The sequence below is a fragment of the Xenorhabdus poinarii G6 genome (assembly GCF_000968175.1).
In the GTDB taxonomy this organism is placed as follows: domain Bacteria; phylum Pseudomonadota; class Gammaproteobacteria; order Enterobacterales; family Enterobacteriaceae; genus Xenorhabdus; species Xenorhabdus poinarii.
This window is the reverse complement of sequence record NZ_FO704551.1, coordinates 2446020-2464824: the sequence shown is the minus strand read 5'-3', so window position 1 is coordinate 2464824 and position 18805 is coordinate 2446020. Positions and strand designations below refer to the sequence as shown.

Sequence of the window (18805 nt, the reverse complement as noted above, 5' to 3'; positions counted from 1 at the left end):
GGGGGGAATCCGTTACACTGATTAGCCCGTATTTAAGTCCGAAGACCTTTCAGGAGAAGAAGCTCCATGTATCAAGAACTGATCCGCAGTGAATTATCCGAAGCCGCAGACACATTGGCTCATTTCCTTAGTGATGATGCAAATATTGACGCTATCCAAAAAGCCGCTATGTTACTGGCTGATGCATTCAAGGCGGGAGGAAAAGTGCTTTCCTGTGGAAATGGTGGTTCACATTGCGATGCCATGCACTTTGCGGAGGAATTGACCGGCCGTTATCGTGAAAATCGCCCGGGATATCCGGCGATTGCGATTTCCGATCCTAGCCATTTATCCTGCGTGAGCAATGATTTTGGTTATGACTATGTATTTTCCCGCTATCTTGAAGCTGTTGGTCAGAAAGGTGATGTCTTACTCGGTATTTCGACGTCGGGCAATTCTGGTAATATCATTAAAGCGGTTGAAGTTGCCCGTACCAAGGGAATGAAAGTCATTACGCTGACGGGTAAGGATGGCGGAAAAATGGCGGGTACGGCAGATGTTGAAATTCGAGTACCGCATTTTGGTTATGCAGATCGTATTCAGGAAATTCACATTAAAGTCATTCATATTTTGATTCAATTGATTGAAAAAGAAATGGCAAAAGATTGATTGTTGTTAGGGGGGGCAATGTGTGAATTACTTGGCATGAGCGCCAACGTGCCGACCGATATCGTTTTCAGTCTGAGTGGTCTTATTCAGCGTGGGGGATATACCGGCCCGCATAAGGATGGCTGGGGAGTGACCTTTTATGAGGGATTGGGATACCGGACATTTAAAGATCATCAATCCAGTTGTCACTCACCTGTCGCCCAATTTGTGCAAGGCTATCCGATCAAGTCCGAAGTGATTGTGGCGCATATTCGTCAGGCAAACAGGGGAAAAGTGTCACTGGTCAATACACATCCATTTACTCGTGAATTATGGGGGAAGTATTGGACGTATGCCCATAACGGTCAGCTTAAGGGTTACAAGCAACTGAAAACAGGGAGTTACCGACCGGTAGGGGAGACAGACAGTGAAAGGGCATTTTGCTGGATATTACATCAATTATCATTGAAATACCCTAAACGTCCTGCCAACTGGCCGGCAGTCTTTAAATTTATTGCTTCTCTGGCGGCGCAACTGGGACACAAAGGGGTTTTCAATATGCTGTTGTCAGATGGGCAGTTTGTGATGGCTTACTGTTCGACACAATTGCATTGGATTACGCGTCGTGCTCCTTTCGGTAGAGCTAAATTACTTGATCAGGATATGGAAATTGATTTTCAGCAACACACTCAGTCCGGGGATGTGGTCTCTGTGATTGCCACGCAACCCTTAACCGGAAATGAGTTTTGGCACCGTATTGAATCTGGTCACTATGCGCTATTTCACTTTGGAGAAAAGATAGTTTGATTTATTATTCCATAAGGGGAACTGATTTTTTGGTTCCACGTTAACAACATATTGCCCGTCTATTACGTTAACAGTAGCAGGAATGCTATTTTGGATAAAATATGCATAGGCGGGCTGTAATTGCCGCCAAAACAAGTAATTATTATTATTCCTATGCCGCATCATATTTTGTGGAGTCATGCGAAAAGGATAAATATTGATTTTAATTTCATGCTGTCCATGCTGAAATGCACTTTCTGCGTACTGATATATCTCATCCATATAGCGATTGGTCATGGCATAACAGCCAATGGATTTACATTCACCATGAATCATTAAATGATTGCCGGAGTATCCTTTGGATTTATCAAGCTCATTGGGAAAACCCAGATTAATGGCCCGATAATAGTGGCTATTAGGGTTTAACTGTTTGGGGCTGACATGGTAAAACCCTTCGGGACTTTTGAAATCACCATTCTGTGTCTTCGGGCCAAGTCCGCCAGAGTAGTTACAAATCGTGTAACTTTGAGTCAATTGATAATGGCCGGTGTTGTCTTCCGTATAAAGTTCAAGGCGCCTTTCTTCTTTCAAGATCTGAATGAAAACCTTGGCCCCCATTCGTTTTAATAACGGTTTTTTAGCTGACAGTTTGGGCCATAAGAAAGCCTCTTCGGTGATCGCCGAGGGTGAGTGAGAGGTGTGTACAACCGACGCTTGCGCTACGGATAAGCATACCGCGGCCAAAAGAGGTACATACAACAGTAGTGAGCCGAATGAGAGGTTCAGTGAAAGACAAAATGTTATTTTTTTCATAACATAACCGGGTAGTTAGAGGAAATATCAGGATTTTGATTGCCATTTTTTGAGAAACGATGAGTCAAAGATAACAGCGATATTCTGTTCTTTGAAGTTATTTTTCGGTTGAAAACTGTTCTGTTGTAGGTAAAAACGATGGAGAGGCTCGTCTTTTCCGAATAATTAGCGGTTTAACAGAGAAATTATTCTTATTTGCTTGAACTAAGTCACTTGTTTAATCAGACAGTCAATGGGGGAGGTGTTAGAATTACCGCTGGCGAAATTTAAGAGAAAATTGTAACGATTATCGGGGTGAATAACTTGAGATCTCTATCGTTCAAGAGGGTTTTTTATTACTGAAGCTGCTGCATTACCCTGAGGGAATACCATAGGGCAATCTGTAGTATATGATTTAACTAATAAACTTGTGCAAATCTTATGATAAAAATTAAAAAAGGACTCAACCTCCCGATAGCAGGAGAGCCTGCCCAAGTTATAGAAGACGGTTCAACCATTCGCCATGTTGCTTTACTGGGCGAAGAGTATGTTGGAATGCGTCCTTCTATGCTGGTTAAGGAAGGTGAGCATGTTAAAAAAGGTCAAATTCTTTTTGAAGACAAGAAGAATCCAGGGGTTTATTTCACAAGTCCTGCAAGCGGTAAAGTGGTCACCATTGGGCGTGGTGAGCGTCGAGTCTTGCAATCTGTTGTGATTGAATTAAATGGTCATGAGCAAGTGACGTTTGATCGTTACGAGCGTGCCGAACTTGCTAACCTGAACCGTGAACAGGTAGAAAAAAACCTGCTTGCGTCAGGGCTATGGACAGCATTGCGTACACGTCCTTTCAGTCGTTCTCCTGTTCCCGGTTCAATACCAAAGGCGATCTTTGTCACGGCTATGGATACCCAGCCACTGGCGGCTGATCCTCTAGTCGTTATCGCAACTCAGGAAGAGGCTTTTGTTGATGGCCTGAATGTTCTGTCAACATTGACAGATGGAAAAGTCCACGTCTGCCACGGCGCGGGGCATATTCCAACCACAGGAAATAACGCTCAAATCACTTATAACCTGTTTGCTGGCCCACACCCTGCCGGTTTAGTGGGTACTCACATCCATTTCCTTGAGCCGGTCAGTGCCCAAAAAACAGTATGGCATCTGGGTTATCAGGATGTGATTGCGATCGGTAAACTGTTTACCACGGGCGAGCTTTACACGGATCGCATCATCTCTCTGGCAGGACCACAGGTTAAATCACCACGCCTGATACGTACTCAGTTAGGGGCTGATTTGCTGGAGTTGACGCAAAATCAATTGAAAGAGGGTGAAAACCGCATTATTTCGGGTTCCGTACTGTGTGGTACGAAATCAGATGATGTTCGTCATTATCTTGGTCGCTTTCATACGTTAGTTTCCGTTCTGGCCGAAGGCCGGGAAAAAGAGCTGTTCGGTTGGATTGCACCAGGCGTGAACAAATTCTCCATTACCCGCACCACCATTGGTCATTTCTTGAAAAAGAAACGATTTGCTTTCTCAACGACCACAAATGGTGGAGAACGTTCTATGGTGCCAATTGGCAACTATGAGCGTGTCATGCCGCTGGATATCATGGCAACGCACCTGCTGCGTGATTTACTTGCAGGTGATACAGAGAGTGCTCAGGCACTGGGCTGTCTGGAGCTGGATGAAGAAGATTTAGCATTGTGTACCTATGTTTGCCCTGGCAAATATGAGTACGGTCCGGTACTGCGTGACGTGCTGACTAAGATTGAGCTGGAAGGGTAATTCATGGGCCTGAAAAATTTATTTGAGAAAGTAGAACACCACTTCGAGGCCGGTGGCAAACTGGAAAAATATTATCCTCTTTATGAGGCAGTGAGCACCGTTTTTTACACACCGGGGACAGTGACAAAAGGGCATGCCCATGTTCGTGATGCCATCGATCTCAAACGTATGATGATCCTGGTGTGGCTGTCAGTTTTCCCTGCGATGTTTTGGGGAATGTATAACGTCGGCAATCAGGCGATACCTGCTCTGGCGCATTTATATAATGGAGAGGCTTTACAGCAGATTCTGGCGTCTGACTGGCATTATCTTGTGGCTCAGTATCTTGGTGCGTCATTAACACCGGATGCCGGTTGGGGCAGTAAAATGTTGCTTGGCGCAACCTACTTCCTGCCAATTTATGCGGTGGTTTTTGCGGTGGGGGGCTTTTGGGAAATTTTGTTTGCTCTCATCCGTAAACACGAAATCAACGAAGGCTTCTTTGTCAGCTCGATTCTGTTTGCGCTGATTGTGCCACCAACACTGCCGTTGTGGCAGGCCGCTTTGGGGATCTCGTTTGGTGTCGTGATCGCAAAAGAAATCTTTGGGGGAACGGGGCGTAACTTCCTTAACCCGGCATTAGCCGGCCGTGCTTTCCTGTTTTTTGCTTATCCTGCACAAATTTCAGGGGATTTAGTCTGGACAGCGGCTGACGGTTTCTCTGGTGCAACGCCGTTGTCTCAATGGGCAACTGCGGGTCAACATGGTTTGATGAATACCATTACCGGGCAGCCGGTCACTTGGATGGATGCCTTTATCGGTAATATTCCCGGTTCAGTGGGTGAAGTCTCCACGCTGATGATTTTCATCGGTGGTGCCATCATTCTGTTTGCCCGTATCGCTTCATGGCGCATCGTTGCGGGTGTCATGCTCGGGATGATCGCAACGTCTTACCTGTTTAATGCTATTGGCTCTACCACAAACCCGATGTTTGCGATGACGTGGTACTGGCATATGGTTCTGGGGGGCTTTGCTTTCGGTATGATCTTTATGGCCACTGACCCCGTATCCGCCGCGTTTACGGATAAAGGGAAATGGGCATACGGCATTTTGATTGGAGCGATGTGTGTTCTGATCAGGGTGGTTAACCCGGCTTACCCGGAAGGAATGATGTTGGCGATCCTGTTCGCTAACCTGTTCGCGCCACTGTTTGATTATCTGGTCGTGCAGGCCAACATTAAGCGGAGAAAAGCCCGTGGCTAATGATAAACCAAAAAATAATGACAGCATTGCCAGAACGTTTCTGGTGGTTTTTGTGCTGTGCCTTGTCTGTTCAATTGTGGTGGCGGGATCAGCCGTAGGCTTGAAAGCACAGCAGCAAGAACAGAAACAACTGGATAAACAGCGTAATATTCTGGATGTAGCGGGTTTATTGAAACCGAATATGTCTACCGCAGAAATAAAAGAAATCTATAACCGCCGCATTCAGCCTGAATTGCTTGATTTGAAAACAGCCAGGCTGGAAAAAAGTCGTGGTAACTTTGATCTGAATAACGCGCTGCGTGGTGATGAAACCAGCATCGCGCTGTCACCAGAACAGGATAAGGCAAAAATTCGCCGTCGTGCCAATATGGCAGAGATCTATCTGGTGAAAAATGAGCAAGGAGAAACGACGGAGTTAGTGCTGCCTGTGTACGGTTCTGGCCTGTGGTCCATGATGTATGCTTTCGTTGCCATTGATGTGGATGGCGTAACCTCGCGTGGCATTACTTACTATTCTCAGGGTGAAACGCCGGGTCTGGGGGGAGAGGTGGATAATCCACAATGGCGTAAGCAGTGGATCGGTAAAAAGCTCTATACCCCGGAAGGGACGCCAGCGATTACCATCGTCCGTGGTGGTGCCGGTAATAATCCTTATGGCGTAGATGGCCTGTCTGGAGCAACACTGACGTCTAACGGCGTTCAGCATATGTTTGATTTCTGGCTAGGTGATAACGGCTTTGGCCCGTTCCTGAAAAAAGTACGTGAGGGAGCCTTGAAAGATGGCTGATAGTAAAGAGATAAAACGTGTCCTGCTTGGGCCACTGTTTGATAATAACCCAATTGCCTTGCAGGTTTTGGGGGTCTGTTCAGCGCTGGCGGTGACCACTAAGCTGGAAACTGCGCTGGTCATGACGATTGCGGTGACATTGGTTACCGCGTTTTCCAACTTTTTCATTTCATTGATTCGTAATTACATCCCTGGCAGTGTGAGAATCATTGTACAGATGGCGATCATTGCATCGCTGGTGATTGTCGTAGACCAGATTTTGCAGGCTTATGCCTATGAAATTTCTAAACAGCTTTCGGTGTTTGTGGGTCTTATTATCACGAACTGTATTGTCATGGGACGTGCTGAAGCTTATGCCATGAAAGCCCCACCTGTTGAAAGTTTTATGGATGGGATTGGTAATGGTTTGGGCTATGGCGTCATTCTGTTGCTGGTGGGTTTCTTGCGTGAGCTGTTTGGTTCAGGGAAATTGTTCGGTATGACGGTGCTGGAATCAGTCAAAAATGGGGGTTGGTATCAACCAAACGGCCTGTTTTTGCTGGCACCGAGTGCATTCTTTATTATTGGTATGCTGATTTGGGGTCTGCGAACCCTGAAACCTGCGCAGATTGAGAAGGAGTAACAAACAAAATGGAACACTATATCAGTTTGTTTGTCCGCGCAGTCTTTATCGAGAATATGGCGTTATCGTTCTTCCTCGGTATGTGTACGTTTTTGGCAGTATCAAAAAACGTTAAGACGGCTTTTGGTCTGGGTGTGGCTGTCACTGTCGTATTAGGTATTTCCGTTCCGGCTAATAATCTTGTCTACAATCTGGTACTCCGTGATGGAGCCTTGATAGATGGGGTGGATCTGAGCTTTCTGAACTTCATTACTTTTATCGGGGTAATTGCGGCACTGGTGCAGATCCTGGAAATGATCTTAGACCGTTATGTTCCGGCGCTTTACAACGCATTGGGCATTTTCCTGCCATTAATTACGGTCAACTGTGCGATTTTCGGTGGCGTTTCATTCATGGCACAGCGTGACTATAACTTCAGTGAGTCTATCGTATATGGCTTTGGCTCAGGCATGGGGTGGATGTTGGCCATTGTTCTGATGGCGGCTATCCGTGAAAAAATGAAATATGCGGATGTTCCAGCGGGTCTGAAAGGATTAGGCATCACCTTTGTCACCACCGGTTTGATGGCATTGGGCTTTATGTCCTTCTCCGGTGTGCAGCTCTAAAGGCGAGAAGAATTCATGGATATAATCATTCTAGGCGTAGTAATGTTTACCCTGATTGTGTTAGTACTGACGGCAATGATTTTGTTTGCAAAATCTAAGTTAGTGAACACCGGGGATATTAAAGTTGAAGTCAATGGCGACGAAGATAAGAGTTTTTCAGCCCCTGCTGGCGACAAGTTATTGAATATGCTTTCCAGTCAGGGGATTTTTGTGTCTTCTGCCTGCGGTGGCGGTGGCTCTTGTGGTCAATGCCGGGTGAAAATCAAAGCAGGTGGTGGTGATATCCTGCCAACAGAACTTTCCCATATCAATAAACGTGAGGCAAAAGAAGGCTGTCGGTTGGCATGTCAGGTCAATGTTAAACAAGATCTGAAAATTGAATTGCCAGAGGACATCTTCGGCGTTAAGAAATGGGAATGTGAAGTTATCTCCAACGATAATAAAGCCACGTTCATTAAAGAATTGAAGCTGAAAATTCCTGACGGGGAAGTTGTGCCATTCCGTGCAGGGGGTTACATTCAAATTGAATGTCCTCCACACGTAGCGCGTTATTCCGATTTTGATGTACCGCAGGAATACCGTGAAGATTGGGATAAATTCAATCTGTTCCGTTATGTCTCTGAAGTTAAAGAGCCGACGATCCGCGCATATTCAATGGCGAACTACCCGGAAGAGCATGGCATTATCATGCTGAACGTGCGTATTGCAACACCACCCCCAAGAAATCCAGATGTTACTCCGGGTATCATGTCTTCCTACATTTGGTCACTGAAAGCGGGTGATAAGGTCACGATTTCTGGCCCATTTGGTGAATTCTTTGCGAAAGAGACCGATGCGGAAATGATCTTTATCGGGGGCGGTGCAGGTATGGCGCCTATGCGTTCCCACATTTTTGACCAACTTAACCGTTTGAATTCAAAGCGTAAGATCTCTTTCTGGTATGGTGCGCGCTCTAAGCGTGAAATGTTCTATACCGAAGATTTTGATCAGCTGGCGGCAGAAAATGAGAACTTCACATGGCATGTGGCACTGTCAGATGCGTTGCCAGAAGATAACTGGGAAGGGTATACCGGCTTTATTCATAATGTCCTGTATGAGAACTACCTGAAAGATCATCCGGCGCCAGAAGACTGTGAGTTCTATATGTGTGGGCCTCCGGTCATGAATGCGGCGGTCATTAAGATGTTGAAAGACCTCGGTGTAGAAGATGAAAACATCTTGCTGGATGATTTCGGCGGCTGATGATGGTAACACATTGATTTAACGATAAGCGCCCACATTTTGTGGGCGCTGACGATTCAGAAAGAGTAAGTTATGCTGAGTAAAAAAATTATCAACTGGGGAACATTGCTGTTAGCGGTTATGTTGCTGTCGGCATGTGGTGGCCCTGAACAGCAAAACCTGAATGGGCAGACGATGGGGACGTATTATTCCGTAAAATATGTCACGGATTCGTCCGCACCACCCCCTGAAAACCTGCAAAAAGAGATTGATCGTCTGCTGGAAGAAGTCAATGATCAGATGTCCACTTATCGGCCCAATTCTGAATTAAGTCGTTTTAATCAAAGCCGTGAAGTGAATAAACCGTTCCCGGTATCTGCCGCCACCGCGAAAGTTGTCAAAGAAGCGATTCGAATCAATCAACTGACAGAAGGGGCATTAGATGTCACCGTTGGCCCATTGGTGAATTTGTGGGGATTTGGGCCTGAAGGCCGCATTACCAAAGCCCCAACGGATGAAGAATTAGCCACTCGTCGTGCTTGGACAGGCATCAATCACTTGTCGGTGGCAGGTAATCATCTCATTAAAGCCATTCCCGAACTGTATGTCGATCTCTCTTCCATTGCTAAAGGTTATGGCGTTGATGTTGTCGCTGACTATCTAAGATCTCAGCACATTAAAAATTACATGGTTGATATTGGTGGTGAGGTACGTACATCGGGTAACAATGGCAAAGGTAACCCATGGCGGATCGCCATAGAAAAACCATCAGATAGTGGTATGGAGCAGAGTGCTCAGGAAATCATCGTGCCAGGTAATATGTCTGTTGCGACATCGGGGGATTACCGAAACTATTTTGAACAAAATGGCGTGCGTTATTCTCATACCATTAACCCTAAAACCAGCCGACCAATCACACATAATTTGGTTTCAATTACCGTCATAGCGCCGTCTTGTATGAGTGCAGATGGCTTTTCTACCGGTCTGGATGTATTGGGACCGGAGAAAGGAATGGAAGTGGCTGAAAAGCTGAATATTCCGGTCTTTATGATTGTCAAAACCAAAGACGGTTTTGAAGAACGCTATAGTCCTGCCTTTAAAGCTTACTTGCAGAAGAAATAAGAGAGGAAAGGTTATGGAAGTCTTTATTGCTGCTTTTATCTTTTTCCTATTGGCCTTCGCGGGTATGGCACTGGGCTATATCTTTAAGCGCAAGAGCATTCAGGGAAGCTGTGGTGGTTTGGGAAGCATAGGTGTAGAAAAAGTTTGTGATTGTCCTGAACCCTGCGATGCGCGTAAGAAGCGCATTGCAAGAGAAGCAGCCCGTCAAGCACAGTTAGAGAAGAACCGGATTCTTTAAGATGGTTTGAAATTCAATCGGGTTACCATGCGTAAAATCACCCGCTGCCAGATAAACAGCGGGTTTTTATTGTCGAGGCAGAAAAAATTATCACATATTGAAGGGTTGGCATTTTCTATGAGCCTGATGTAAATAATTTTTCACTGAGCTTATTGAGATGTCTAAATCTTCTGCAATTTCTTTGTAACGCAGCCCTTGTAATTGGGTGAGCAGAAATGCTTGCCGAACTTTTGCCGGAAGCTCATCCAGTGCCTGATCTATCTTTTCTAATTGTCCTAACAGTACAAGCTGATTCTCGGCAGAATAAGGTGAAGTGTTAGGTGTTTCACACATCTGTTCCAGATAACGGTCTTCTAGTTTTTTTCTCCGCCAGTAATTGGAGAGGGTTCTGCGGGCTATCTTCATCAAAAAAGCTCTTGGCTGACGAATATTCTCGAGATCCGAAGATTGTATTAGTTTGATGAAAATCTCTTGGGTGAGATCTTCGGCATGGCCTGGACAAGCGCTGTTGTGTTTGATCCAGTTACATAGCCAGTGATGGTAATCAGAATAGAGTTTCTGAGTAATTTGATTGCGCCCAAATGTGCTTTTTTGCACCACCATGATGATATTGCCTGATGGGATACGATAAATATGATAATAATTATTATTTGTATTTATATGAAAGAAGTCAATGCAGAATTCGGCGTCTAACCCCCTTAAAAATTAAGAGGGTTAGCGCGAGAGTGGGTTAGAATTGTTGTGAAATACTCAATTTATAATTGCGGCCAATGCCTGCAACCGACTCGCCTAAGTAGGGGGAGTAATCACGGTTGAACAGGTTATCAACGGTGATCCGGGCTTCAAATCCTTTCAGATAAGAAGGGCGCCAGCTTGCAAACAGACCATGCAAGGCATAACCACTACTTTTGGGTAGTGACCAACTCGCGCTTTCTGGATCGCCATCTATCGGCGAGCGATCTTGCTTACGGATAAAGTCGCCTTTCCAGCCCATCGCCATTTGCCATTGTGGAATTTTGAAACCGAGCATTGCATGTGCAGTAGTTGGTGGTATTTCTGCAAGCCAGGTTTTGTGTCCTATCCACGGATCGCGTGGAGAAGCATCACGTTGACCGCGTATCGTAGAGAACGAAAGTTTCCCAAACAGCGTCGAACTGTCATAGAAAGTTTCTATTTCTAAGCCTTCAATGGTATAGCCCGGCAAATTGCGGTAATTTCCTAACGAGCTGTCGCATGACCGAGATGTTCCTCTATCCAGCATGGCTTTACAGTAAATACCACGTCTTTTGAAGATTTCGTCTTTACCACGGTTGCGGAACAACGTTGTGCGGATTTGCAGGCTGTCATCTTCAAGCATCAAATTATCGAAATTGAGAATAGCGCCAAGACGAATTCCTGTCATTCGTTCAACATCAAGATGACGGCTAGAGCTGCTAAGAGAGCTGGCTTTCGATTGGACTTCATATTGCTCATCAACGATTGGCGCGCGCCATGTACGGCTGATATCTGCAAACAATGACAGGTTTTTATTGGTTTGCCACATCACACCTAAATGGGGTGACCAGCCGGTATAAGTGACACTGCTATAGTCATGGTTGACTTCTGGTGACTTATCGTTATATGCGGAAGCGTTATTTTCTCTGCCCATATTTTTGACATGATCATAGCGTACACCAGGTGTTACGGTGACACTGCCTATTTTCAATGCGTCTTGAACGTATAAGCTGTAAGTGAGTTGATCGCCAGCAGGCATATAGCCTGGTTGATAATAACCATAGTTGTAGTTGCTATTCTTTATTTTGCTTTTATCGTACATCAATACATTGCGTTTATTTTTATGCCAACGGCTTCCCACCAGTAATTCATGTTCAATAATACCAGTTGAAAATAGGCTTTTATTTTGGATATCAGCCAGAATATCCGTGTAATCAACCCAACTTTTATTCCCCATTAATCCACTGAAAGAGGGGGAGGAATTTTCTGGACGGCGATCATTTTGCTTCGTGTTGGAATACGCATAAGTCATTGTCAGGTTCAACAATGGCGTCTCTTCTGGTGCGATATTCCATTTGGCAGTGTAGTTCTGATCGACCAGATCACGGAAGACCAGTTTTCTTTTCCAGGCACCATCTCTGCCATATTTTTCTACTGCATAGGTGGTAGGGGCAGCTAACTCACCCCGCTTAGCCGCCCACGGTTGCCAGCCAGCGGATTCAGAGCGCATAGCAGACAAACTGATCGTATGTGTATCATTGGGATAGATATTGGTTTTTAATAAATAGGATGTTTGCTTGTTTTGAGAGTACTCAAAATGGGTGCCATCAGGGAGTGTAATATTGTGCCCGTCGCGTTTGCTGACATAGAGTAATCCATCAGCAAAACCGTCAGGATTTCTACCATATATTGCACCACTGTTAATCCACTGCCTGTCATTGGTGTGATAGCTTTGTTTGATAAAACCGCCCCAATCTTCATCAGGACGCAATAAATCTCCCGCATCTTTTGTCACAACTTTGACAGAGCCGCCAAATCCCCCATTACCATTGAGTAAATTGTGTGGGCCTTTATCAACCTCTACACGCTTAATTAATTCAGGTTCAATAAAAATAGAGCCTTGACGATATTTTTCAAAGCCTTTTGGTGCATCATCCAGGGTGATTTTCACGTCTTCTGGATCTCCCATTCCCCAAATATTCAGCGATTGCCCACCGGGACGCGGAGAACCTGACATGGAAACGCCAGGAAGTTGCCCGAGTAATTGAGCCACGTTATCGGCCTGCGTCCGGTCAATATCTTCTTTTTTGAGTACTGAACTTCCTGCACTGGCACTATTATGTAAAGTTTCAACTACAGAGAGCGCAGGCAGTTTCATCACTTCACCTTTCTTCTCTGTTTTTTCTGTGGTTGAACTTTCGATAGCGTAAACAGGGCTGGAGAATGCAGCCCCTAGTACGAATGTTCCTGAGAGCGCGTGACTTAAAACTTTCTGGATCATGGTGGCGATTGGGTGTTTTTCTAATTTTTGACTATTATTTGCCATAAATTCCCTGGAATGCGATTAAATAAAATATTATTCAATGTAATAAGTCACCTAAGGAATTAAAATGGGTAAGTGAAAATGAGAATTGTTTTATTTTTTTGAGATTTTTTTTGTTTTCTTGGATGATTAGATAGTAACACATTGAAATAAAAGTATATTTTATAATTCCTTCTCAAGAGTCAATCGTGTTGGCATAGTGATAAAAGCCGATGGGATGTGATGGTACTGAATGGTCAGAACACTCATCGGCGGGGTATTACTGTCAGTGTCATTTAATTTCTGTAAGTACAAGGGGTTAGTCAATGAAGAAAAAGATTATTGGTTCTCTGCTCTTGGCGGGTATCGTGGCTCTGATTGCCGGTTGTGATGAGGCGTCAGAAAAAGCGGCAGATACAGGACAGAAAACAGAAAAAAATGCAGTGCAAATGAAAAATGATGTTGAAAAAGCAGCTACAGATCTCACTGATCGTGCAAAAGAAACATCACCGGAGATAAAGGAAAACGGGGTGCCTGAAAGTCATAGTGCGATTGACAAATCCGGGGACGTGAAAAATCAAATCACTCATTCTGCCCATGACGTGACTGAGCAAATGAAGTCAAAGGCTGCTGATATACAGGATAAGGCAACCAAAACAGCGGATGATGTCGTGGATACGATGAAAGCAAAAGCGGATGAGATACAGCACCAGGCGAATGACAAAATCGAGCATCTTTCAGATGCCGTGAAGTCGAAAACGGAAGAGATAAAATCTGCAGCGGATAAAAAAACGGATGATCTCATTAATCGTCTGAAAAGTGATGGGAATAAAAAAGAGAAAGAGTAATTTTGCTTCCTGACACACTGTGAGTGTCATGCTGATGATATCAGGAGGGTGATCTCAATACGATCACCCTTTTTTGACACCCGATATTCCGTACTGTTGCGATCACCCTTCAGACTATTTGTCCGGCATAAGTTGCTTTAGCAGGGCGCTGATACTCAGATGAAAATAAGTTTCATCCTGCAAACCGCTGGCGGTAATATAAGCCCCCTGTAAAACGGACATAATCATGATGGTGCCTTCCAGCGGTGCCAGCCGGGAAGAGAGGCTTCCTTCAGCCGTACCCGTTTTAAGCAGCTTTTCAATTGCACTTTTCATCCATTCAAAACCGCGTGTCACTTCGGGTGCTAGCTTCGGGTCTGCCATAATCCGCCTATCGCGCGCCATCTGTCCGACAAGACATCCGCGATTGATATCGCGTGCTTTCTGTAGCAACGCAGAGAGCCGATCAAAGGCCGAGCCCTCTTTTTCGAGCAGGATTTGAGTGGCATGGATCAGTTGATCGCAGTTGAAACGAATAGCATGAAGCGCCAGATCCTCTTTACCTTCAAAGTGATGATAAAGGCTTCCCTGACCTACCCCTGATTCGCTTAAAATATCTCGCGGACTGGTATTGGCAAGCCCTTTTTCTAACAGAAGCTTTGCCATTGCCTGTATCAGTTTATCTCTGGAATTCAATTGATTCGTCATTGTGGGTTATCATTCTCCAGAAAATATGCCAGTTGGAGCGGGCATATTTCATTGCTTCTTAGTCAATTAGGCAATCTGGATGATAGTGTCTACCAGGTGATTTGAAAACCCCCATTCATGGCAACGTTCATCATTATTTTTATCCTCATTTTAAGAAATACAAAAACATACTAGTAGGTATATCATGTGGTGTCAATATCGATAGGACTCATATGTTTTTCTATATGCCAACAAAGATGAATTAATTTAACTTGTTGTATATAAACATTTATATTTTAAAATAATGAAAGTGGTTAAATTATCTTGACAAAGTCATTGATGAATAAATAACATATAAAAATACCAATTAGTATCTTTTGTGGTGATTTTTTGATAATGCACGATCTGATCTTGCTAAAGCTAGGTTCGGTTTACGCTTCAAGCTGCAGTGAAGGATGTGTCGTATTGATTATTTAGCGGCAGCCTGTACAAGCATTATCAGCGTCATAAGTGTCGCATCATCCGGTGACAAATTCAGGTGAGATTCACGTTATATTAATCAGGCAGAGAAAATGGAAAAGAGTAAAAATTATCGCTGGATTGTGCTGGGTGCTGGTGTTTTAGCTCAGGCGACCTTTGCGATGGGATTTGCCGGTATTCCGGTAACCGGAATTTTAATGCGTGAGGAGTATCATTTCTCGTTATTTGAACTCGGTTACGTTCTGGGAGCGATGGGACTTGGCGTGGCGCTATCAGAAATTATCTGGGGCGTTCTGACCGATAAACTGGGGGATAAGGCCGTACTGATCCTCGGGTTGTTCTCCGCTGCCGCCATTTTTGCCGCTATCGGGCATTATCTGACACCAGAAACGGGTGAGCCGATCAACTTTATTCATCTGAGTATTGCGCTGGGCCTCGCAGGGGCATGTGGCGGCAGTATTAACGCCTCCTCCGGTCGAACCGTGATGTCATGGTTTGATGACTCCCAGCGTGGTCTCGCTATGAGTATTCGCCAGACGGCCATTCCCATTGGCGGCGCTATTGGTACAGGATTATTACCCTGGCTGGCTTGGGCGTACGGCTTTGATATCACTTTCCTGGTTCTCGCCATCTCCGGTTTCGCCACTGGCTTGTTTGTGATGTTCTTTGTTACCTCAAGACACGCGGAATTCAAGCAGGAGGGAAAATCTCAGCCCGTCTCTGTCTCACCATTCAAAAACAGTGATGTCTGGAAAGTGGTGATCTCCGCTGGTTTTTTGACCGTGCCGCAAATGGCGGTGCTGACTTTCGGTGGCGTTTACATGGGTGATGTTTTGCAGATTAATTTGGCGTTGATATCCATCATTCTTATTGGCGTGCAGATTGGTGGCGGTGCTCTGCGCATTTGGTCAGGATATTACACCGATCGTCATAAAAATCGCCTGCCTCTGCTGAAGCGTTATGCGGTGCTAGGTGGGATTTCGTCACTATTGCTTTGTCTGGTAGTTACTCAACCTTTTGCTGGTGTCATTCTGTTGATCTTGACAGGGCTGTTTGGTCATGCATGGCATGGCGTGGCTTACACCGAAGCGGCGGTGAAAGCCGGGGTGGATCGCGTGGGGACGGCGCTGGGCATGATTGGGACTACGGTGTTTGTCGCCTCATTCTTGACGCCAATGATGATTTCCCGTCTGGCGGTGAATTTCAACTGGATCGTGGTGTGGGCTATGGTCGGTATTTTGACGCTGGCTGCTTTACCCTGTTTTTACAGCGTAGCGGTGAAGAAGATTCCGTCGTTAAAATAGATGAACGCAAATCAGGAAACCTCAGAAGCCTGCTAATTTAATAACAGCCAAAAATAATGATTCAATTTTTAACCCTCTCACTTTTATTGGTGTTTTTGGTTTTGTGATTGGTTTTACTGTATCTTGGTACGCTGATTTTAAATTAAAAGAAAATGGATATATTGCTTGCCATCAAAAATCATTAAATGCACCCAGAAAATATATAAAAAATGAAAAGCTATATAACTAAGCATATATATTACATACTTAGTTTCTTGAATTCGTAAGCTAAATTAAACCACTCGCTGTTTTTATCACCTCTTGAATAAAAAAATCTTCAATTTTTCCAAAACCCTTCTTTTTATGGGAAATGTATATGTTTCTGTGAGATTTAACAGGCAGATCATGTAATTTTATTTTTTCAAATGATTTTAAAAACAGCTTTGGTCCTATAGATACACCAATGCCTAAGTCAACCATTTTTGCAATTGTATTACAATCACTGACCTGAGAGTAAATATTGGGTTTTATATTGTTTTCACTAAAAAATAGTTCAATGTTATTTTTATATGGTGCCGCCGGCATAATGAATTTGTTTATACTAAAAAAGTGATTTAAGGATGTTTTGTCTAAGGGGAAATCCAGATCTATTTTTGTTGCTACGACTAATTCATCTGCTAAGATTGGTATTGAATTACAACCAAAACCATCACTAATTGTAAAACCAAAGTCTATTAAATCATTTATAATCCATTCTTTGATTTCATCATATGACCCTTCGAATAGAATGATTTCGATAAGTGGATATGATTTTTTCATCTCCTTGATAACCGAAGGTAAAATAGTTCTTTTAACACTCTCAAAAACACCAACTCTCAAAACATAAGAACTATTTTCATCCATGAAATTTTCTTTCATTAAATGGCGATTAATGTCTAATATCTTATATATATATGTATACACCTTTATGCCATGATGAGTTAAATTCACTTTTCGGCCATTTCTAACAAACAATAAAACACCAAATTTTTTTTCTAAATCTGAAATCGCATGGCTTATTGCAGATTGTGTTTTGTTTAATCTTTCAGCAGCTTTAGAGAAACTTCCTGTCTTAATCACGGCTTCAAAGATTTCATATTTAGTCATACTCATGATTTTTTTTCATACCTTCATATTGAAATAATTCATTTTATTTAAAAATTCTTATTGTATACACTGATATTATAATGATGGGTAATGCAGCATTTGTGCATAAAATATCATGCTCTTTCTTGAGTATGAAATATTTTTTACATAGGAACGTATAACTAGATTAAAACACAGTTTATTTATGTGTGGAGGGCTGCCCTATATACACGTCAAAACCTAGCAAACTGATTAATCACGTTAATAAATTACAACATGATATAAAGGCATAGCAACATGCAAAAAATTATTTTTTTAGCTATAGGGATGTTTGCCTTAGGATTTAATACCTATATTATAGCCGGACTCATACCTGGTGTTAGTGAGACATATCAAAAAAGTGCTTCTCAAATTGGGCAAGCTGTCAGTATATTTACTTTATGTTATGCGATATCTGCGCCATTGTTCGCTTCCCTTTTAGCAGGGCAATCGATAAAAAAAGTGCTATTAATATCTATCATCATCTTTGGATTTGCGAATGCGTTAAGCGCCAGTTCTCCCAATTTTTCTGTATTCTTGATTTCTAGAGCAATCGCGGGGATTAGTGCTGGCCTATTTTCTCCATTAGCTATAGCTGGTTCTACAATGTTGGTTTCTGCCGAGAAGAAAGGGCGTGCTCTTGGATTAACGGTGGGTGGAATGAGTATAGGAACGGTGTTAGGTGTTCCTGTGGGGCTTTATCTCGCAAACCAATTTGATTGGCAAGCTACAATGTGGTTCACTGTAATGCTTAGTTTTATCGCAGCCTTCAGCATATTTAAGTTTTTCCCTTTCATTCCAGTGACTGCGCCTCCATCCCTAAAAGACAGGGTTATCATGTTCTTAGATAAAAAAGTTACAATCACTGTACTGATCACTTTTTTCGCGGGTCTTGCAAGCTTAGGTCTATATACATATTTGTCTCCTTTATTACAAGATATTAGTGGTTCAAATAATATAACATCATATTTATGGGCTTGGGGACTCGGTGGATTATTTGGCAGTTTATCAGTTGGCTATCTAATTGATTATTTTAAAAAAGAAAAAGCATTGATTTTACTTATATTGGTCTTATTAACATTTTCTGTTATATGTATACCAATAATGATTAATATACCATTTATCAAGTATCTGCCGTTCTTTATATGGGGAGCCATGGGATGGGCCGCAGGCGCACCTCAGCAACATATTTTATTATCTTATCAACCTAAACATGGAAGTGCTGTCATTGCTCTTAATAGCTCAATCAACTATTTGGGAAGCTCGATAGGTGCGATGTTAGGCGGGATAGTGATATCTCTTGGAATGGGAACTATGATTTTAATCTATTTTGCAGTATTTTTTCTTTTAATTTCATTAATCCTTCAGTGTTATAGCATGAAAAACAGGGCATTTAAGATAAGTCATTCTGAGCCATGATGTATCACTTATAGTGACAAACCCTAGGACGTATTGGCGTAATAAAACAAAATGTAAAAGTGTCAATAAAATGTGAAGCTGGCATCTCCTCCCCAGCCAGAT

General features: G+C 43.3%; 19 protein-coding genes. 14 read left to right on the top strand and 5 right to left on the bottom strand.

Going from position 1 to position 18805, the window contains the following annotated elements:
• Positions 1–66 precede the first annotated feature (66 nt).
• Entirely contained in the window at positions 67–648 is a 582-nt protein-coding gene (gene lpcA / locus XPG1_RS11360) for a D-sedoheptulose 7-phosphate isomerase (protein ID WP_045959172.1), read from the top strand.
• 18 nt (positions 649–666) lie between these two features.
• A complete protein-coding gene (locus XPG1_RS11355) occupies positions 667–1434 on the top strand; it encodes a class II glutamine amidotransferase (RefSeq protein ID WP_045959171.1) in 768 nt (255 codons plus the stop codon).
• Here the strand turns inward: XPG1_RS11355 and XPG1_RS11350 are convergent.
• Positions 1405–2226, bottom strand: coding sequence for a L,D-transpeptidase family protein (locus XPG1_RS11350; RefSeq protein ID WP_045959170.1), 822 nt, complete (start codon positions 2224–2226; stop codon positions 1405–1407). The genes XPG1_RS11355 and XPG1_RS11350 overlap by 30 nt on opposite strands.
• Positions 2227–2646: 420 nt before the next feature.
• On the opposite strand from XPG1_RS11350, the gene XPG1_RS11345 reads away from it, so the two are divergent.
• From XPG1_RS11345 to nqrM, 8 genes are all read left to right on the top strand, one after another.
• Positions 2647–3990 carry a Na(+)-translocating NADH-quinone reductase subunit A gene (locus XPG1_RS11345; RefSeq protein WP_045959169.1) on the top strand — a complete coding sequence of 448 codons (1344 nt, stop codon included), beginning with the start codon at positions 2647–2649 and terminating at the stop codon, positions 3988–3990.
• Positions 3991–3993: 3 nt separating this feature from the next.
• Positions 3994–5232 carry an NADH:ubiquinone reductase (Na(+)-transporting) subunit B gene (locus tag XPG1_RS11340; RefSeq protein ID WP_045959168.1) on the top strand — a complete coding sequence of 413 codons (1239 nt, stop codon included), beginning with the start codon at positions 3994–3996 and terminating at the stop codon, positions 5230–5232.
• On the top strand, positions 5225–6019 hold the full coding sequence (locus XPG1_RS11335) for a Na(+)-translocating NADH-quinone reductase subunit C (RefSeq protein WP_045959167.1): 795 nt from the start codon (positions 5225–5227) through the stop codon (positions 6017–6019). Before XPG1_RS11340 ends, XPG1_RS11335 begins: the two co-directional genes overlap by 8 nt.
• Positions 6012–6641 carry an NADH:ubiquinone reductase (Na(+)-transporting) subunit D gene (locus tag XPG1_RS11330; protein WP_045959166.1) on the top strand — a complete coding sequence of 210 codons (630 nt, stop codon included), beginning with the start codon at positions 6012–6014 and terminating at the stop codon, positions 6639–6641. Before XPG1_RS11335 ends, XPG1_RS11330 begins: the two co-directional genes overlap by 8 nt.
• Before the next feature lie 8 nt (positions 6642–6649).
• The gene (nqrE, locus tag XPG1_RS11325) at positions 6650–7246 is read left to right on the top strand and encodes an NADH:ubiquinone reductase (Na(+)-transporting) subunit E (protein ID WP_045959165.1); all 597 of its coding nucleotides are present in this window, start codon (positions 6650–6652) and stop codon (positions 7244–7246) included.
• Positions 7247–7261: 15 nt separating this feature from the next.
• Positions 7262–8488: an NADH:ubiquinone reductase (Na(+)-transporting) subunit F gene (nqrF, locus tag XPG1_RS11320; protein ID WP_045959164.1), complete on the top strand. Its 1227-nt coding sequence runs from the start codon at positions 7262–7264 to the stop codon at positions 8486–8488.
• A gap of 72 nt (positions 8489–8560) precedes the next feature.
• On the top strand, positions 8561–9589 hold the full coding sequence (locus XPG1_RS11315; RefSeq protein ID WP_045959163.1) for an FAD:protein FMN transferase: 1029 nt from the start codon (positions 8561–8563) through the stop codon (positions 9587–9589).
• A gap of 13 nt (positions 9590–9602) precedes the next feature.
• Positions 9603–9827 (top strand): (Na+)-NQR maturation NqrM, encoded by a 225-nt coding sequence (gene nqrM, locus XPG1_RS11310; RefSeq protein ID WP_045959162.1) that lies wholly within the window; start codon positions 9603–9605, stop codon positions 9825–9827.
• Between the two features lie 90 nt (positions 9828–9917).
• Here nqrM and XPG1_RS11305 read toward each other — a convergent pair whose 3' ends face one another.
• On the bottom strand, positions 9918–10430 hold the full coding sequence (locus XPG1_RS11305) for a sigma-70 family RNA polymerase sigma factor (RefSeq protein WP_045959161.1): 513 nt from the start codon (positions 10428–10430) through the stop codon (positions 9918–9920).
• Positions 10431–10557: 127 nt separating this feature from the next.
• On the bottom strand, positions 10558–12867 hold the full coding sequence (locus XPG1_RS11300) for a TonB-dependent hemoglobin/transferrin/lactoferrin family receptor (protein ID WP_045959160.1): 2310 nt from the start codon (positions 12865–12867) through the stop codon (positions 10558–10560).
• 302 nt (positions 12868–13169) lie between these two features.
• Between XPG1_RS11300 and XPG1_RS11295 the strand changes: the two genes are divergently transcribed.
• Positions 13170–13691, top strand: coding sequence for a hypothetical protein (locus XPG1_RS11295; protein WP_045959159.1), 522 nt, complete (start codon positions 13170–13172; stop codon positions 13689–13691).
• A gap of 114 nt (positions 13692–13805) precedes the next feature.
• Here the strand turns inward: XPG1_RS11295 and XPG1_RS11290 are convergent, their stop codons facing one another.
• A complete protein-coding gene (locus tag XPG1_RS11290; protein WP_045959158.1) occupies positions 13806–14378 on the bottom strand; it encodes a TetR/AcrR family transcriptional regulator in 573 nt (190 codons plus the stop codon).
• Positions 14379–14929: 551 nt separating this feature from the next.
• On the opposite strand from XPG1_RS11290, the gene XPG1_RS11285 reads away from it, so the two are divergent.
• Both XPG1_RS11285 and XPG1_RS19180 read left to right on the top strand, forming a co-directional pair.
• A complete protein-coding gene (locus XPG1_RS11285; protein ID WP_045959157.1) occupies positions 14930–16141 on the top strand; it encodes an MFS transporter in 1212 nt (403 codons plus the stop codon).
• Between the two features lie 10 nt (positions 16142–16151).
• Positions 16152–16370, top strand: a complete 219-nt coding sequence (locus XPG1_RS19180) for a DUF1240 domain-containing protein (RefSeq protein WP_084717304.1) — start codon at positions 16152–16154, stop codon at positions 16368–16370.
• A gap of 38 nt (positions 16371–16408) precedes the next feature.
• Here XPG1_RS19180 and XPG1_RS11280 read toward each other — a convergent pair whose 3' ends face one another.
• Positions 16409–17272: a LysR family transcriptional regulator gene (locus XPG1_RS11280; protein WP_045959156.1), complete on the bottom strand. Its 864-nt coding sequence runs from the start codon at positions 17270–17272 to the stop codon at positions 16409–16411.
• A gap of 270 nt (positions 17273–17542) precedes the next feature.
• On the opposite strand from XPG1_RS11280, the gene XPG1_RS11275 reads away from it, so the two are divergent.
• Positions 17543–18703 (top strand): MFS transporter, encoded by a 1161-nt coding sequence (locus XPG1_RS11275; RefSeq protein ID WP_045959155.1) that lies wholly within the window; start codon positions 17543–17545, stop codon positions 18701–18703.
• The last annotated feature ends 102 nt before the right edge of the window (positions 18704–18805 follow it).

Bases quoted from the DNA above. Each gene is read 5' to 3' on its own strand.
- lpcA (WP_045959172.1), top strand. From the start codon at position 67: ATGTATCAAGAACTGATCCGCAGTGAATTATCCGAAGCCGCAGACACA.
- XPG1_RS11355 (WP_045959171.1), top strand. From the start codon at position 667: ATGTGTGAATTACTTGGCATGAGCGCCAACGTGCCGACCGATATCGTT.
- XPG1_RS11350 (WP_045959170.1), bottom strand. From the start codon at position 2,226: ATGAAAAAAATAACATTTTGTCTTTCACTGAACCTCTCATTCGGCTCA.
- XPG1_RS11345 (WP_045959169.1), top strand. From the start codon at position 2,647: ATGATAAAAATTAAAAAAGGACTCAACCTCCCGATAGCAGGAGAGCCT.
- XPG1_RS11340 (WP_045959168.1), top strand. From the start codon at position 3,994: ATGGGCCTGAAAAATTTATTTGAGAAAGTAGAACACCACTTCGAGGCC.
- XPG1_RS11330 (WP_045959166.1), top strand. From the start codon at position 6,012: ATGGCTGATAGTAAAGAGATAAAACGTGTCCTGCTTGGGCCACTGTTT.
- nqrE (WP_045959165.1), top strand. From the start codon at position 6,650: ATGGAACACTATATCAGTTTGTTTGTCCGCGCAGTCTTTATCGAGAAT.
- nqrF (WP_045959164.1), top strand. From the start codon at position 7,262: ATGGATATAATCATTCTAGGCGTAGTAATGTTTACCCTGATTGTGTTA.
- XPG1_RS11315 (WP_045959163.1), top strand. From the start codon at position 8,561: ATGCTGAGTAAAAAAATTATCAACTGGGGAACATTGCTGTTAGCGGTT.
- nqrM (WP_045959162.1), top strand. From the start codon at position 9,603: ATGGAAGTCTTTATTGCTGCTTTTATCTTTTTCCTATTGGCCTTCGCG.
- XPG1_RS11305 (WP_045959161.1), bottom strand. From the start codon at position 10,430: ATGGTGGTGCAAAAAAGCACATTTGGGCGCAATCAAATTACTCAGAAA.
- XPG1_RS11300 (WP_045959160.1), bottom strand. From the start codon at position 12,867: ATGGCAAATAATAGTCAAAAATTAGAAAAACACCCAATCGCCACCATG.
- XPG1_RS11295 (WP_045959159.1), top strand. From the start codon at position 13,170: ATGAAGAAAAAGATTATTGGTTCTCTGCTCTTGGCGGGTATCGTGGCT.
- XPG1_RS11290 (WP_045959158.1), bottom strand. From the start codon at position 14,378: ATGACGAATCAATTGAATTCCAGAGATAAACTGATACAGGCAATGGCA.
- XPG1_RS11285 (WP_045959157.1), top strand. From the start codon at position 14,930: ATGGAAAAGAGTAAAAATTATCGCTGGATTGTGCTGGGTGCTGGTGTT.
- XPG1_RS11280 (WP_045959156.1), bottom strand. From the start codon at position 17,272: ATGAGTATGACTAAATATGAAATCTTTGAAGCCGTGATTAAGACAGGA.
- XPG1_RS11275 (WP_045959155.1), top strand. From the start codon at position 17,543: ATGCAAAAAATTATTTTTTTAGCTATAGGGATGTTTGCCTTAGGATTT.